At 61.6% G+C, this 15,801-nt stretch carries 14 protein-coding genes; 8 read left to right on the forward strand and 6 right to left on the reverse strand.

The annotated features are described in order from the left end of the window. Nucleotides 1-14: 14 nt before the first annotated feature. The 6 genes from ACQZ5N_RS05475 to ACQZ5N_RS05500 all read left to right on the forward strand — a co-directional run bounded on the left by ACQZ5N_RS05475 (nt 15) and on the right by ACQZ5N_RS05500 (nt 7,612). Nucleotides 15-1,388 carry an aminotransferase class III-fold pyridoxal phosphate-dependent enzyme gene (locus ACQZ5N_RS05475; protein ID WP_448732338.1) on the forward strand — a complete coding sequence of 458 codons (1,374 nt, stop codon included), beginning with the start codon at nt 15-17 and terminating at the stop codon, nt 1,386-1,388. Between the two features lie 257 nt (nt 1,389-1,645). Continuing rightward, a complete protein-coding gene (locus tag ACQZ5N_RS05480) occupies nt 1,646-2,359 on the forward strand; it encodes an HAD-IA family hydrolase (RefSeq protein WP_003524662.1) in 714 nt (237 codons plus the stop codon). A 93-nt stretch (nt 2,360-2,452) separates the two neighbouring features. Further along, nucleotides 2,453-4,063 (forward strand): ABC transporter substrate-binding protein, encoded by a 1,611-nt coding sequence (locus tag ACQZ5N_RS05485; RefSeq protein WP_448732339.1) that lies wholly within the window; start codon nt 2,453-2,455, stop codon nt 4,061-4,063. A gap of 92 nt (nt 4,064-4,155) precedes the next feature. Further along, the gene (locus ACQZ5N_RS05490) at nt 4,156-5,106 is read left to right on the forward strand and encodes an ABC transporter permease (protein ID WP_003524664.1); all 951 of its coding nucleotides are present in this window, start codon (nt 4,156-4,158) and stop codon (nt 5,104-5,106) included. Then, nucleotides 5,106-5,957 carry an ABC transporter permease gene (locus tag ACQZ5N_RS05495; RefSeq protein WP_059753371.1) on the forward strand — a complete coding sequence of 284 codons (852 nt, stop codon included), beginning with the start codon at nt 5,106-5,108 and terminating at the stop codon, nt 5,955-5,957. Before ACQZ5N_RS05490 ends, ACQZ5N_RS05495 begins: the two co-directional genes overlap by 1 nt. Further along, complete coding sequence (locus tag ACQZ5N_RS05500; protein ID WP_448732340.1) at nt 5,957-7,612, forward strand: ABC transporter ATP-binding protein; 1,656 nt, start codon at nt 5,957-5,959, stop codon at nt 7,610-7,612. The genes ACQZ5N_RS05495 and ACQZ5N_RS05500 overlap by 1 nt, the downstream gene beginning before the upstream one ends. A gap of 215 nt (nt 7,613-7,827) precedes the next feature. Here the strand turns inward: ACQZ5N_RS05500 and ACQZ5N_RS05505 are convergent, their stop codons facing one another. Further along, nucleotides 7,828-8,304, reverse strand: coding sequence for an Lrp/AsnC family transcriptional regulator (locus tag ACQZ5N_RS05505; protein ID WP_003506856.1), 477 nt, complete (start codon nt 8,302-8,304; stop codon nt 7,828-7,830). Between the two features lie 230 nt (nt 8,305-8,534). Here ACQZ5N_RS05505 and ACQZ5N_RS05510 point away from each other — a divergent pair, with 230 nt between their 5' ends. Beyond that, on the forward strand, nt 8,535-9,860 hold the full coding sequence (locus tag ACQZ5N_RS05510; RefSeq protein ID WP_078053492.1) for an NAD(P)/FAD-dependent oxidoreductase: 1,326 nt from the start codon (nt 8,535-8,537) through the stop codon (nt 9,858-9,860). A gap of 7 nt (nt 9,861-9,867) precedes the next feature. On the opposite strand, the gene ACQZ5N_RS05515 is transcribed toward ACQZ5N_RS05510, so the two are convergent. Genes ACQZ5N_RS05515 through ACQZ5N_RS05525 form a run of 3 tightly spaced genes read right to left on the reverse strand, consistent with a single transcriptional unit; the run spans nt 9,868 to nt 12,684 of the window. Then, on the reverse strand, nt 9,868-11,019 hold the full coding sequence (locus tag ACQZ5N_RS05515; protein ID WP_448732341.1) for an NAD(P)/FAD-dependent oxidoreductase: 1,152 nt from the start codon (nt 11,017-11,019) through the stop codon (nt 9,868-9,870). After that, on the reverse strand, nt 11,012-12,394 hold the full coding sequence (locus tag ACQZ5N_RS05520) for an FAD-dependent oxidoreductase (protein ID WP_448732342.1): 1,383 nt from the start codon (nt 12,392-12,394) through the stop codon (nt 11,012-11,014). Before ACQZ5N_RS05520 ends, ACQZ5N_RS05515 begins: the two co-directional genes overlap by 8 nt. Beyond that, on the reverse strand, nt 12,373-12,684 hold the full coding sequence (locus tag ACQZ5N_RS05525; protein WP_448732343.1) for a (2Fe-2S)-binding protein: 312 nt from the start codon (nt 12,682-12,684) through the stop codon (nt 12,373-12,375). The genes ACQZ5N_RS05520 and ACQZ5N_RS05525 overlap by 22 nt, the downstream gene beginning before the upstream one ends. Before the next feature lie 113 nt (nt 12,685-12,797). On the opposite strand from ACQZ5N_RS05525, the gene ACQZ5N_RS05530 reads away from it, so the two are divergent. Next, nucleotides 12,798-13,721, forward strand: coding sequence for a LysR family transcriptional regulator (locus ACQZ5N_RS05530; protein ID WP_174036883.1), 924 nt, complete (start codon nt 12,798-12,800; stop codon nt 13,719-13,721). Between the two features lie 67 nt (nt 13,722-13,788). On the opposite strand, the gene ACQZ5N_RS05535 is transcribed toward ACQZ5N_RS05530, so the two are convergent. Together ACQZ5N_RS05535 and ACQZ5N_RS05540 are read right to left on the reverse strand one after the other, a co-directional pair. After that, nucleotides 13,789-14,724, reverse strand: a complete 936-nt coding sequence (locus ACQZ5N_RS05535; protein WP_448732344.1) for an ABC transporter substrate-binding protein — start codon at nt 14,722-14,724, stop codon at nt 13,789-13,791. Between the two features lie 125 nt (nt 14,725-14,849). Further along, nucleotides 14,850-15,788: an ABC transporter substrate-binding protein gene (locus ACQZ5N_RS05540; RefSeq protein WP_448732345.1), complete on the reverse strand. Its 939-nt coding sequence runs from the start codon at nt 15,786-15,788 to the stop codon at nt 14,850-14,852. Between the last annotated feature and the right edge of the window lie 13 nt (nt 15,789-15,801).

Genomic DNA, 15,801 nt, shown 5'->3' on the forward strand with positions numbered 1-15,801 from the left:
TCCGGAGAGACCCCATGTTAAGCAATTCACTGATCGAACTGGATCGCGCCCATCTGGTGCACCCTGTCTCCTCCTTCCGCGGCCATGAGAAGCTGGGCGTGCGGGTGCTGCAATCGGCACGCGGCGCCACCGTCACCGATATTACCGGCCATCAGCTCATCGACGGTTTTGCCGGCCTGTGGTGCGTCAATGCCGGTTACGGCCATGACAGCATCGTCGAGGCGGCGGCAAAGCAGATGCGGGAATTGCCCTATGCGACGGCCTATTTCGACATTGGCAGCGAACCGGCCATCCGGCTGGCCTCGGAACTTGCCGACCGCGCGCCGGGCGATCTCAACCACGTCTATTTCACGCTTGGCGGTTCCGATGCGGTGGACAGCACCATTCGGTTCATCCGCTATTACTGGCATGCCAAGGGCCAGCCGCAGCGCGACCAGTTCATCTCCATCGAACAGGGTTATCACGGCTCCACCACCGCCGGTTCGGGCCTCACCGCCCTGCCCGCTTTCCATGCCGGTTTCGGCGTGCCCTACGACTGGCAGCACAAAATCCCGTCGCACTACGCCTACCGTAACCCGGTGGGAAGCGACCCGGCCGCTATCATCGCATCCTCCCTGCAAATCCTGAAGGACAAGATCGAGACGATCGGTCCAGACCGCGTCGCCGCCTTCTATGCGGAGCCGATCCAGGGTTCCGGCGGGGTTCTCGTGCCGCCTCCCGGCTGGATCAAGGCCATGCGCGACCTCTGCCGGTCCTATGGCATCCTTTTCGTCGCCGACGAGGTCATCACCGGCTTTGGCCGCACGGGGCCGCTGTTTGCCTGTGCCGACGAAGATATCGTGCCGGACTTCATCACCACCGCCAAGGGCCTCACCTCGGGCTACGTGCCGATGGGCGCCGTCTTCATGGCGGACCACGTCTATGATACAATAGCCGACTTCGCAGGCGAGGCCGCAATCGGGCATGGCTACACCTATTCCGCCCATCCCGTCAGCGCCGCCGTCGGCCTCGAAGTGCTGAAACTTTACGAGGGCGGGCTGCTGGAAAACGGCCGCCGCGCCGGTCAAAGGCTGATGGCGGGGCTTGAGAGCCTGAGAAGCCATCCGCTGGTCGGTGATGTCCGCGGACGCGGCATGCTCGCCGCCGTCGAACTCGTGACCGACAAGGACAAAAAGACCCCGCTGCCGGCCGCTGCGGCCCCCGCACGCAAGGTTTTCGACCGCGCCTGGGAAAACGGCCTGATCGTGCGCGCCTTTGCGAACGGTATTCTGGGTTACGCGCCGCCGCTCTGCTGCACCGACAGCGAGATCGACGCCATCATCGAGCGGACGCTGAAGACCCTCGACCAGACGCTCGAAGACCCCGCTGTACGGGCCGCCATGGCCTGAGGCGATAGCCGGGTGGCGTTGCGGCACCCTCTCGAAATGTCGCAATGCACCGCATATTCGCAATATTCTGCCGAAGAGCCGATCCATTTCGGCGAATCCGGCGTGCCGAAAGTGCCAAACTATTAATGCAAACGGCACTAAACGCCATAAAAAAGGGCGTAATCGCAAATGGGAACGGGGCAAGGATCCCGTCCGGGAACAGAATAATCTGCCGCAGGCTCCCCAAGAGGCTTAAGGCGGCAAAGCGGAGACCGACATTGCCCAAAAAACTGAGCGACTTCAAATATATGAGCTTCGACGTGGTGGGGACCCTCATCGATTTCGAAGGCGGCCTGAAATCGACGCTGGCCGCAATCGGCGCGGAAAACGGCGTGGAGGTCGATGGTGAAAAGGCGCTCGCGCTTTACCGCGCGGCCCGTTATTCCGACGCGACCGACCTGTTTCCGGATGACCTCGTCCGCGTATACCTGATCATCGCTCCCGAACTCGGCCTGCCGGCGGAACGCGCATTCGGTGAACGCCTGCGCGATGCGGCAAAAAGCTGGAAAGGCTTTGAAGACAGCCGCGCCGCCATGGCCGAGCTTGCCAAGACGCATCGCCTCATCGCCATGACCAACGCCCAGCGCTGGGCCTTCGAATATTTCTCGAAGGAACTCGGCAATCCCTTTCATGCCGCTTTCACGGCGGATGACACCGGCACCGAAAAACCCGATCCCGCCTTCTTCGAAAAGGTCTTTGCCTTTGTGGAAAGCGAAGGCGCATCGAAGGACGACATTCTGCACGTCGCGCAAAGCCAGTACCACGATATCGGCATTTCCCGGAAACTGGGCATGACCAATTGCTGGATCGAGCGTCGCCACGCCCAGAAAGGATATGGCGGTACGATCGAGCCGGAAAACTTTACCGAGCCGGACTACCACTTCACCTCCATGGCCGGCCTTGCCGAAGCAGTGAAACAGACGGGCGGCTGAGCCGCCCCGCCAATGGCGTGCCGCGAACTGGGATGCGGCATGCCGGAAATTTCTTCAGACGCATTTCAACAAATCATACAAAAGGGGAAGACCATGAGTGACAGGATTACAAACTGGACCCGCTCCGACGATGCCGCCGTTGAACAGGCGATCCGGCGCGGCGCAACGCGGCGTGAGCTGCTTCACATGCTGCTGGCGGGTGGCGTCGCCCTTTCCGCCGGTTCGGCCATCCTCGGCCGCGCCTCTGGCGCCGTGGCCGCAACGCCAGTATCCGGCGGCACGCTGAAAGCTGCCGGCTGGTCCTCCTCCACCGCCGATACGCTCGATCCGGCGAAGGCTTCGCTGTCGACGGACTACGTCCGTTGCTGCGCGCTCTATAACCGCCTGAGCTTCCTCGATGCTTCGGGCACGCCACAGATGGAGCTGGCCGAGTCGATCGAATCCAAGGACGCCAAGACCTGGACGGTGAAGCTGCGTTCCGGCGTCACCTTCCATGACGGCAAGTCGCTGACCGCCGATGACGTGGTCTATTCGCTGAAGCGCCATCTCGATCCGGCCGTCGGCTCCAAGGTCGCCAAGATCGCCGCCCAGATGACCGGCTTCAAGGCTGTCGACAAGAGCACCGTCGAAATCACGCTGGCCAGCGCCAATGCCGACCTGCCGACGATCCTTGCCATGCACCATTTCATGATCGTCGCCGACGGCACGACCGATTTTTCCAAGGGCAACGGCACGGGCGCCTTCAAGATCGAAAAATTCGAGCCGGGTGTGCGCTCGATCATGGCCAAGAACACCAATTACTGGAAATCGGGCGGGCCGCATGTGGACAGCTTCGAGTTCTTCGCGATCTCGGACGACAATGCCCGCGTGAACGCGCTTCTTTCCGGCGACATCCAGCTCGCGGCCTCCATCAACCCGCGTGCGCTGCGCCTGCTCGACAAGCAGGACGGTGTCGTTCTTTCCAAGACGACATCCGGAAACTACACCAACCTCAACATGCGTCTCGACCAGGCGCCGGGCAACAATGCCGATTTCATCGCCGGCATGAAGTCGATCGTCAATCGCGAGCAGATCGTCAAGGCGGCGCTGCGCGGTCTGGGTGAAGTCGGCAACGACCAGCCGGTTCCGCCGATGAACCCCTACCACAATCCGGAGCTGAAGCCGAAAGCCTTCGATCCGGACAAGGCGAAATTCCACTTTGAAAAAGCCGGCCTCATCGGCCAGTCCATTCCGGTCATCGCATCGGATGCGGCAAGCTCTTCCGTCGACATGGCGATGATTATCCAGGCTTCCGCCGCCGAAATCGGCGTCAAGCTGGATGTGCAGCGCGTGCCTTCGGACGGCTACTGGAGCAATTACTGGCTGAAGGCGCCGGTCCATTTCGGCAACATCAACCCGCGCCCGACACCGGACATCCTTTTCTCCCTGCTCTACGCTTCCGACGCACCGTGGAACGAAAGCCAGTACAAGTCGCCGAAATTCGACAAGCTGATGCTCGAAGCACGCGGCATGCTCGATATGGACAAGCGCAAGCAGATCTACTTCGAACTGGAAACGATGATCGCCGACGAAGCCGGCACTATCATTCCCGCCTATATTTCGAACGTCGACGCCATCACCTCCAAGCTGAAGGGGCTGGAAGCCAATCCGCTCGGCGGCATGATGGGTTATGCCTTTGCGGAATACGTCTGGCTCGAAGCCTGATAGACCATGGAGCCGGGCGCGAAAATGCGCCCGGCAGCCTTTCCGTCGTTGCGGAAAGCCTCCACAATCAGGCACGTCGCAGGAGCATGTGAATGAACAGCCGGATATTATCCCTTATCGCCAGGCGGCTGGTCGTCATGCTGACGACGCTGCTTATCGTGTCGTTTATCGTCTTTTCCGCTACCAGCCTGCTGCCCGGCGACACGGCGACGATTCTTCTTGGCCAGGCGGCGACGCCGGAGGCCGTGGCCGGCCTGCGCACAGCCATGCATCTCGACGACCCCGCCCTCCTGCGTTTCGTCCGCTGGCTTCTCGGCCTGCTGCAGGGCGAACTCGGCACGTCCTACGCCAACAACATGGCGATTGCCGATCTTATCGGTCCGCGCTTCGTCAACTCCATGAAGCTTGCCGGCATTACCACCATCATCGCCGTGCCGCTGGCGCTCACCCTCGGCATCAGCTCCGCCATGTTGCGCGGAACGCTTTATGACCGGGCCGTCACCGTGCTGACCATCGGCGTCATCTCGGTGCCGGAATTCATGATCGCCACACTCGCCGTGCTGCTTTTCGCCGTCTATCTGAAATGGCTTCCGGCGCTGTCGCTGGTCAGCGAAGTTCACACGCTTTTCGATGTGCTGCGGGTCTATGCCATGCCGGTCATCACGCTGACCTTCGTCGTTTCCGCACAGATGATCCGCATGAGCCGCGCCGCCGTCATCGAGACGCTCGATACGCCCTATGTGGAAATGGCGCTATTGAAGGGCGCGCCGCGCATGCGCATCGTGCTTCGCCATGCGCTTCCCAATGCGCTCGGCCCCATCGTCAATGCGGTGGCCCTTTCGCTTTCCTATCTCGTCGGCGGCGTCATCATCGTCGAGACGATCTTCAATTATCCCGGCATCGCCAAGCTGATGGTCGATGGCGTCGCAACCCGCGACCTGCCGCTGATCCAGAGCTGCGCGATGATCTTCTGCGTCGGTTATCTCCTCCTCATCACGACGGCGGATATCATCGCCATCATGTCCAATCCGAGGCTGCGCTGATGGCCGACAATATCAAAACAACTTCGGGGACCTCGCGTTTGGGTTACAAGATCAACGCAGTCGGCGTTTTCGGCTTTCTCGTCATTTTTTTCTGGGCCATGGTCGCAATCTTCGCGCCCTATCTCATTCCGCATCCGGTCGGTGAAATCGTCGATCTCGATTATTTCGGGCCGATGACCTCCGATCTCTGGCTCGGTTCCGATTATCTCGGTCGCGACGTGTTTTCCCGCATTCTCATGGGCGCGCGTTTCACGGTCGGCATATCGCTCGCCGCCGTCACCATTGCCTGCACCTCCGGCGTCGTGCTCGGCATGTGCGCCGCCGTCATCGGCGGCTGGTTCGATGCGGCGCTCAGCCGGTTTCTCGATGCGGTGAATTCCATTCCGAGCAAGCTTTTCGGCCTCGTGGTCGTCGCCGCCGTCGGCTCTTCCATTCCGGTGCTGATCATCACGCTCTCGGTCATCTATACGCCGGGCGCCTATCGTTTCGCCCGAGCGCTCGCCGTCAATGTCAACACCATGGATTTCGTCACCGTCGCCCGGGTGCGCGGCGAAAGCCTGTTCTACCTCATCGGCTCTGAAATCCTGCCGAACATCGTTCGGCCCGTACTGGCCGATCTTGGCGTGCGCTTCGTGTTCATCGTGCTGCTTCTGTCGGGCCTCTCCTTCCTCGGCCTCGGCCTGCAGCCGCCGAATGCGGACTGGGGCGCGCTGGTGCGTGAAAACATCGGCGGCCTGCCGTTTGCAGCCCCCGCCGTCATCTTCCCGTCGCTGGCCATTGCCAGCCTGACGATCAGCGTCAACCTGCTGATCGACAATCTGCCGCAGAAAATCCGCGACAGGAGCGAATAATGAGCAATCTCGTTGAAATCCGTGGACTGAAAGTCGAGGCTACCACCGATTCCGGCCGCCGTATCGACATCATCAAAGGCGTAGACATCGACATCGCCGATGGCGAGATCGTCGCGCTGATCGGCGAAAGCGGTTCCGGCAAGACCACCATCGCGCTGACCCTGATGGGCTATGCCCGGCCGGGCTGCCGCATTTCCGGCGGCAGCGTCAAGGTGGCGGGCCAGGACATGGTGCAGCTTTCCGAGGCCGAACGCGCCAAAGTTCGCGGTACGAAAGTGGCCTATGTGCCGCAAAGCGCCGCCGCCGCCTTCAACCCGGCGCAAAAGATCATCGATCAGGTCATCGAAGTCACCCGCATCCACCATCTGATGCCGCCGCAGGAAGCACGCACACGGGCGGTGGAACTTTTCAAGGCGCTGTCGCTGCCCAATCCCGAGACCATCGGCGAGCGTTACCCGCATCAGGTGTCCGGCGGCCAGCTTCAGCGCCTCTCCGCCGCAATGGCGCTGATCGGCAACCCGAAGCTGGTGATCTTCGACGAGCCGACCACCGCGCTCGACGTCACGACCCAGATCGAGGTGCTGCGCGCCTTCAAATCGGCAATGCGCAAGAACGGCATAGGCGGCGTTTATGTTTCGCATGATCTCGCCGTCGTCGCCCAGATCGCCGACCGGATCGTTGTGCTGAAAGGCGGCGAGGTTCAGGAAGCCGGCACGACCACGGATATCCTCGAAAATGCCCAGCATCCCTACACGAAGGAACTGCTGACGGCCTTTCATGACAAGGCGCGTGTCATCACACCCGCCAAACAGGAGCAGGCAACGCCGCTTCTGGATATCGAAAAGCTGATCGCCGGTTACGGAACGAAGGGCGAAGACAAAATGCCGCTGGTGCGCGCGGTGGATAGTGTCAGCCTTTCGGTCTATCCCGGTCGTAATCTCGGCATCATCGGCGAATCCGGTTGCGGAAAATCGACGCTAGCGCGCGCCATCGCCGGCATTCTGCCGGCGGCCGGCGGCCATGTCATCTTCGAAGGCCGGGAACTGGATGCGGATGCACGGCGTCGAACCGGCGACCAGCTACGCCGGATGCAGATCGTGTTCCAATATGCCGATACCGCACTCAACCCGTCGAAACCCATCGAGGATATTCTCGGCCGGCCGCTGACCTTCTATCACGGCATGAAAGGCAAGGCGCGCGACGCCCGGATCGATGAGCTTCTCGATATGGTGAAGCTGCCGCGCTCGGTGCGTCACCGCCACCCTTCCGGCCTTTCCGGCGGGCAGAAACAACGCGTCAATTTCGCCCGCGCACTTGCCGCCGAACCGTCGCTCATCATCTGCGATGAAATCACCTCGGCGCTCGATACCGTGGTCGCGGCCGCGATCATCGATCTTCTCGGAGAACTGCAGCGGGAGTTGAACCTCTCCTACATCTTCATCAGCCACGATCTTTCGGTGGTGGAAACCATCTGCGACGAGATTGTCGTGATGTATGGCGGGCAGAAGGTGGAGCATCTGGAAACCGAAGCGATCAAATCGCCCTCCCACCCCTATTCGAAACTGCTGTTCTCCTCCGTGCCGAAACTCGACCCGACATGGCTCGACAATCTCCAGCAGGATGCGGAACTGGTGCGGGCGTTTTCGAAAAGGTGAGCTGGACGAATGCCAAACAGGTATGAGAACCTCTCCTCCGTCATGCCGGACTAGATCCGGCATCCAGCCACGACGCATCTGCGTCGTGAAATGAGTCTCATGCGATCAAAGACTTGATCGCGCTGGACCCCGGATCAAGTCCGGGGTGACGGAAGGTGAATGCAACGCCCTCCCAAATCCATCGGTTCTGCGGACGCTTGAGGCACCCCTCCACCTCACAGCGGAAACAGGCTGGTCAGCGGCATATGCGATTTGATGATCGGCGATTTCAGCACCACGAAGCTGAAATATTTGTCGATGCCCACGTCCATATCGGTCAGCCGCTCCATGATCGACTGGTATTCGACGATGCCAGAGGTGACGAATTTCAGCAGGTAATCGTAACCGCCCGAAACGAGGTGGCATTCCACCACCTGGTCGATCTTTTCGACAACGCCGAGGAAGCGGGCGAAATCGATCTGGCGATGGTTCTTGAGCGTGATTTCCGTAAACACCGTCAGCGTCTGACCGAGCTTGTTGATGTTGATCTGCGCCGAATAACCCTCGATATAACCTTCCGCCTGCAGCTTCTTCACCCGCATCAGGCAGGGGCTTGGCGACAGATTGACAAGCTCCGCCAGCTCGACATTGGTGATGCGACCGTTTTTCTGCAATTCGTAGAGGATCTTGATATCGATCCGGTCAAGTTTCATCACGTGCGGAACCCCTTTTTTGTTTTTTGAACACGCGGCATAAAATTCTGGCGCGGCAAAGGAAATCTTACCACATGGGCGAGCCCTGTCGACGTGGGGATATTTTTTTGATGCAGCATAAAGAGTTGCAGAGGCGTCGCCCAACAGCAGGAGATTCCGGCAACAGGCCCAGTCTGGCAGCGTTTACACGCCGGCTGAGGTAAATTAGGACGAATACAAGGAGTCCGACCATGCCCGCCCCGCTGCAACAGATCACGACATCGCCGGAACTGCCCACATCCGCAGACGCCGTCATTATCGGCGGCGGCATCGTCGGTGTCTTCGCCGCCTATTATCTCGCCCGGCGCGGCCTGAAAGTGGCGCTGGTCGAGAAAGGCCTGATCGGGGCGGAGCAATCCAGCCGCAACTGGGGCTGGTGCCGCCAGCAGAACCGCGACGCCCGCGAATTGCCGATTTCCACCAAGAGCCTGGCTCTCTGGGAAGAGTTTGGCGCAGAGAGCGGCGAGGACACGGGTTTTCGCCGCTGCGGGCTGTTTTACCTGAGCGACAATGAGGCCGAACTTGCCGGCTGGGCGCGCTGGCGCGACTTTGCCATTACCGCAGGGGTGACGACCCATATGCTGAGCGCCGATGAGGCGAGCGAACGCGGCCGATCCACGGGAAAGCGCTGGAAGGGCGGCGTATTTTCGCCGACCGACGGCACGGCCGACCCCTCTATGGCGGCGCCCGCAGTGGCGCGCGCCATCATCAAGCTGGGCGGCACGGTGCATCAGAATTGCGCCGCACGCGGGCTTGAGACGGAAGGCGGCCGGGTCAGTGCCGTCGTCACCGAAAAAGGCACGATCCGCACCAAAACCGCCATCATGTCCGGTGGGGCCTGGGCGTCGTCTTTTTGCCGGCAGCTCGGCATTCGTTTCCCGCAGGCCTCCGTCCGCTCTTCCATCCTCTCCGTCACACCGGGTGCGGAGGGGCTGCCGGATGCGCTGCACACCGCCGCCGTTTCGGCAACGAAGAGAAAAGACGGCGGTTACACGCTCGCCATCAGCGGGTTGGGACGCATCGACCCGACGGCACAGCAGATGCGGTTTGCCCGTGAATTCATCCCGATGTTCCTCAAGCGCTGGCGAAGCCTGCGGCCGGGCGGGCTGGAAGGCATTCGCGGCGGCCACGAGACGCTGAAACGCTGGCGGCTCGATGCGCCGACACCGATGGAACGGGTTCGTATCCTCGACCCGAAACCCAATGCCGCCGCCATTCGCGAGACCCATAGAAGGGCGCTGGAGCTTCTGCCCGCCCTCGGCAAAACGCAGATTTCCGCCGCCTGGGCCGGTTTCATCGACAGCACGCCCGATGGCGTTCCCGCCATTGGCGAAACCAGCGAATTGCCCGGCTTCATCCTCGCCGCCGGTTTCAGCGGCCACGGTTTCGGCATAGGGCCGGGCGCCGGCCATCTGATCGCCGATATCGTGACGGGCTCGAACCCGATCGTCGATGCCGCCCCCTATCACCCCAGTCGTTTCCTGAATTCGTCCTGGGGCAAGGTCGCGGATTTCTGACCCTCCCTTAATGGGATGCGGCAGGCCCACCGCGACGGAAACGGCCGATGTGAAAATCCGCAATCGGCGTCGTGGTCTTTCCGGTCGCTATCAGCTCCGCCATCACGTCGCCGACACCCGGGCCGATCTGGAAACCGTGGCCGCTGAAGCCGAAAGCGTAATAAAGGCCGGAGGTTGCGGCACTGTCTCCCATGACCGGCAGATCGTCGGCCATATAGCCCTCCACGCCGGACCAGGTGCGGATCAGCCGGGCATGGCGCAAGGCGGGTGCCAACCGCAGAAGCTGACGCAGCTGGGCATCGAGCCCGGCGGGATCGTATTTCGCCCGGTGTTCGTCCAGCGCGGCGGCGCATCGTTTCACGCCGCCGAAAATGACGTTTCCGCGCGGGATTTGCCGCATATAGATCACTTCGCCGGGAATTTTGGTGGAGACGCCAACGACCGGGTGAATGAACCATGGCAAGGGTTCCGTCACGCCCATTTGCGGGCCGGCAACCTCCAGCGGCACCGCCTCCCCCAAAGCGCCGGCAAACCCGCCGCCCCATGCGCCGCTGGCGACCAGCACCGCGGGCGCGCGATAATCCCCTTCCTCCGTCGTCACCCGGAAATCCTCACCGGCCTTTTCGATGGCCAGAACCTCGCAATTTTCCACGATCGTTGCACCGTCCCGCTGCGCCGCACGGGCGAAGGCGGGCGCGACGAGGCGCGGATTGGCGTGACCGTCATGCGGCGACCATGATCCGGCAACCGCTTCCGGTCCGATGAAGGGAAATTTCTGCCGGATGACCTCGCACGGGAGGATATGCAATTCCAGACCATATTGCGTGGCATCGTCGCGGTATTTCTCGACCGTGGCGATCTGTTCTTCCGCCCAGAGAAACCGGATATGGCCGACGGGCATGAATTCCACATCCGCACCGGTCAGTTGCGGGATACGGCTCCAGATATCCCGCGATCTGTTGGCGAGCGGAAGCTGCCCGAGGTAACGGCCCTGACGGCGGACATTGCCGAAATTGGTGCCGCTCGCCTGCTGACCGACGAGGAAACGCTCCAGCAGAATGACGCTGACGCCCCGTTGCCGCAGGAAAAACGCCGTGGCGGTTCCGACAATGCCGCCGCCGACAATAATGACATCCGCCTCCGCAAGCGCGTTACGCATCATCGTCTCCCCTCGCAATCGCCAGCGGCAACGGTTTTACCGGCGCCTGCCCGCGCAACCGTCCCGCCGATTCCACCGGCAGACCAGAGGCGGCGGCGACAATCTCCTGCCCTGCCTGCCCGCAGAACCGCCCCTGGCACCGGCCCATGCCGACCCGCGAGAAAGCTTTCGAGCGATTGACTTCCGTTGCACCCTTGCCGGTCACGCTTGCGCGTAACTCGCCCGCCGTTACCACCTCACAGCGGCAGATGATCGTGTCGTCGGCAAGCGCCTGCGCCAACTGGTGCGGCCAGGGGAAGGCCCGGGCCATTCCCTGCGCAAAACGCCTCGCAGCTCTCAATTGTTTCCGGCAGCGGCCGATCTCCGCGCGGGATGGCTTCAAGCCTTGATCCTCAAGGAGCGCGAAGGCGGCGAGCCGACCGGAGGCTTCCGCACCATCTGCACCGAGAATACGCACGCCATCGCCCGCCAGATAGACATTCGGCACCGAACTGCGCCCCATATCGTCCACATCCGGCAACCATTGCCGGATCGGCGGATGAAAGGAGAAGCGACAACCGGCAAGATCGGCAAGCTGGCTTTCCGCCCGTAGATGATAGCCCATACCGACCGCATCGCAGGCGAGGCGTTTTTCCTCACCGGACTCATCCCGGTAGCGGATACCGGTCACGCCGTTCTCAGCGTCACCGAGAATCTCTAACGGCACAATGCCTCGCTCGATCCTTACCCCGCCGGCCAACAGCGCCCCAACGAGCCGCATGCCCTTGAGGAGCTGCGACGGTCGCGCCATCATCCCAGGCAGCCCCTTGATCTGCGTGGAAAACGGCGTTGTATCCAGCACCGCCACGGGTGCCGCACTTGCCCTCATATATTGATAGGCCACGAGATAAAGCAGCGGCCCGGTACCCATAAAAACCACCCGCCGACCTATCGCACAGGCTTGCGCTTTCAGGGATATCTGCGCAGCGCCAAGCGAAAAACATCCCGGCCTCGTCCAGCCCGGCAAAGGCATGATGCGGTCGGTCGCACCCGATGCGATGATAAGGGCGTCGAAATTGAGAGCTTCGGATGTCTCGGCGCGCTGAATATGAATGCGATTGTCGCGGATTGCCCATGCCAGGGTCTGCGGGCGGTAATCGATATGGTCTGAAAGCCCGTCGAATGCTTCGTGCAGAGCCTTCGCCTTATCCGCTTCCGTGCCATAAAGGGCCGCATAGGAACGCCGGAAATTTTGCGGCTGGCGGCGATAGATCTGGCCGCCGCTGCGATCTCCCTCATCGATGACGACGGGGCGGAGCCCCGCCCGCACCAGCGTCTCGGCGGCACGCGTACCGGCGGGGCCGGCACCCACGATCACGACGCGCAAATCTGCCATAACCCCTCCGGAACCTCGGTTCTGATATCCATGCCCGGGAGTACGGCGGTGGAACAGGCGCGCAGCCGCTCGCCTTCACCGGTCCAGACCCAGCAATCCTGACAGGCGCCCATCAGACAGAACCCCGCCCGCTCGCCATCGGCGAACTCGGACAAACGGGCAAAGCCGCGCGAGAGCATCAGCGCCGTCAGCACTGTGTCTCCCTCCAGCGCCTCGACCGGCATGCCGTCGATCAGGACAGCGCAAGCCGCGCGTCGCTCTTCGGCAATGCGCCTGAATCTGGCCGGCATCCGCGTTTCCTTTCCCGAAACCTTCGCAGGCACCTCTCCTGCACCCTCACAGATTTCCACGGCAGAAGGTTTGCCGCCAATCGCAAATGGTCGCTTGAACAGAACCTTGGGTTATGGAAGAGATGACGCCGGAGGTTTCCATGAACGCCCGACAGCTTGAAATTTTCCGCGCCATCATGCGCGATGGCTCCGTGACGGCGGCCGCCAATTCGCTTGCCGTTTCCCAGCCCGGCGTCAGCAAGGTGCTGCACCATCTGGAAAGCCAACTGGGTTACAAGCTGTTCGAGCGCATCGGCGGGCGGCTGGTGCCGACGATGGAAGCGCATCTGATCTATGAGGATGCCGACCGGGTTTTTCGCGAACTTGAGGTTCTGAAAAAACTGACGCGCACCATCGGCGAGCGCAAGCTTGGCCTTCTGCGCATCGGGGCCAGCCTGCCGGTTACCTATTCCGTGCTGCCCGAGGCGCTGCTGGCATTCCGGCAGGCGCATCCGACCGTCAAAATCCACCTCAACGCCTTGCCCAAAAAAGAGATCGCCGAACAATTGCTGCTGGGCGACATCGATTTTGCGGTAACGCTCTCCACTATTCAGGCGCCGACGGTGCGCAGCGAAATTCTCGCCTCAGTACCGGTCGTGGCGGTGATGCGGCACGATGATGCTCTTGCCGAAATGATGACGGTAACGCCCCGCGACCTCGCTGGCAGGCCGCTGATTTCCTATGGCAACCATGCGGACGAGATCGGCCCGCAGCTGAACGAGGTCTTCGAACGCGACGGGCTTATGCGGGATGTCTCGGTGCAGGTCACCTCATCGGTCGGCGCGGTACCGCTGGTACGCGGCGGCATCGGCATCGCCCTTGTCGATGGCCTGGTGCGCTGGAACAGTTTCGAGGGGGTGACAGTGCGCCCGTTCATGCCTGAAGTCACGATGAATGTCGCCGTTTCCACCAACACGGCCCGGCCGCTCTCGCGTTTCTTCAAACCCTTCGTCGGTGAATTGCGAAAGCTCTTTCGCGCCCTTCCCGCACAGAATTGACGGACAAAACAATACCCGCAAGGCCTGAGCCTGCGGGTATTGCAGTCCGCCGCATGTGTTCGAACGGTCAGCTTTTCGGCAGGCCGGGCGGGTTGGTCCGCGATTCCGGCAGGGCTTCTTCCGATAGCTGCCAGCGATCCAGAATCTTCGCGTAAGCGCCGCTCTTGATCAGGTCGTTGGTGGCAAGCGTCAGCGCATCGGCCAGTCCCGACCCTTTGCGGGTGGTGATGGCGACATCGGAACGCTCCGGCCAGCCGGCGGAAAGGGTCCCGACACGCTTGATGGTCTTGTCGCGCGCGGCGATGAAGACCAGCTGCGCATGCGGCTGGACGATCACATCCGCCCGCCCCGCTGAAAGCGCCACAAGCCGGGTCGCTTCATCATCGTAATATTGCAGCTCGATCGGCTTCAATCCGGCGGCGACGTTTTCGTCACTCCATTTCAGCAGAATACGCTCCTGATTGGTGCCGGCGCCGACGATGATCCTCAGACCGGCCGCGTCCTTCGGCTCGCGGATGGCGGTTATGCCGCTGTCTGCCTTGACGAAAAATCCGTGCAGGCCCTGACGATAGGTGGAGAAATCGAACTTCTCCTTGCGCTGCTCGGTAACGCCCACATTCGAGATCACCGCATCGTATTTGCCGGAGGCGAGCCCCAGCGGCCAGTCCGCCCAGGCAACCGCCACCAGTTCCAGTTCCAAGCCGAGGCTGTCGGCCACCGCAAGCGCATAATCGGGATCTGCACCGACCACCGTTTTTGCATCCGTCGCATAGGTCGCGAGCGGCGGTCCGCCGGGTGCGACCGCGACGGTGAGTTTGCCCGGCGTGACAAATTTGAAATCCTTCGGAACGGCGGCAACTGCGCCGGGGTCTTTTTCAACCCGGATGCGGCCGGGCTGATCCGGCGACAGGTCGAAGACATCGTTTGCGAAAGCCGACCCAAGACCGGCGAGAGAGAGAAAGGCGCCGAGCGTGGCCGTGGCGAGACGAGAGGTGAAGGTCATTGTGGTTTCCCGATAGAATGCCCGATAGAATGACTGCGGGACGGAGGTAGCGCGGACGGGAGGATGCCCGCGCTACCGGCTGAGTGATGTCCCACCTTCAACTCAGCTTTTTGGAAAATCTGGCCTCAGCTCTTGGGCAGACCGGGCGGATTGGTGCGGGATTCGGTGATGGCTTCGGAACCGAGATTCCAGCGGGCGAGAACCTTGCCGTAATTGCCGTTCTTGATCTGGGCGTTCAGCGCGGCGGTGATGGCCTCGGCTATGCCTGCGCCCTTTTTCGAAGCGACGGCGATCTCGGCCGCTTCCGGCCAGCCGCCGGAGAAGGTGCCGACAAGCTTCGTCTTCTTCTGGCTTGCCGCCTGGAAAGCAGAGGTCGCGTTGGGGCCGAGATAGGCATCCGCACGGCCGGATTGCAGGGCGACGTCAAGCACGGCCTGATCGTCGTAATATTGCACCTCGGTATCGGCCAGCCCCTTCGCCTTGTTGTCCTTGATCCATTTCAGCAGGATCTGCTCCTGATTGGTGGCGGCCCCGACGATGACCTTCAGCCCTGCGACATCCTCCGGCTTGCCGATTGATGTGACCTTGCTGTTATTGCCGACGTAAAAGCCGAGCAGATCGTTGCGGTAGCTGGAAAAATCGAACTTTTCCTTGCGGGCTTCCGTCACCGTGATGTTGGAAGTAACGGCGTCATATTTGCCGGATGCAAGACCGAGCGGCCAGTCCGCCCAGGCGATGGGCACAAGCTGCAGCTCAAGGCCGAGGCTGTCGGCGACCAGCTGGGCGATATCCGGCTCCACGCCGATCGGCGTTTTTGTGTCGCTCGCATAATCCACCAGCGGCAGGCGGAAGGGGACGGTCGCGACCGTCAGCTTTCCGTCGGCAATGAACTTGTGGCCGGCGGGCAGAAGCTTGATTGCCTCTTCCACCTTTTCGACACGCACCCGCCCCTTCTGTTCGGGCGACAGGTCAACCTCCTGCGCATGCGCGGCCGGGATGAGCGCAGCGGTGGCGGTGAAGAGACCGCCGGCAAGCAGGGACAATAATTTCGATGAAAATGCCATGTGAGTGTTTCCT

Source organism: Agrobacterium sp. 22-221-1, assembly GCF_053522445.1.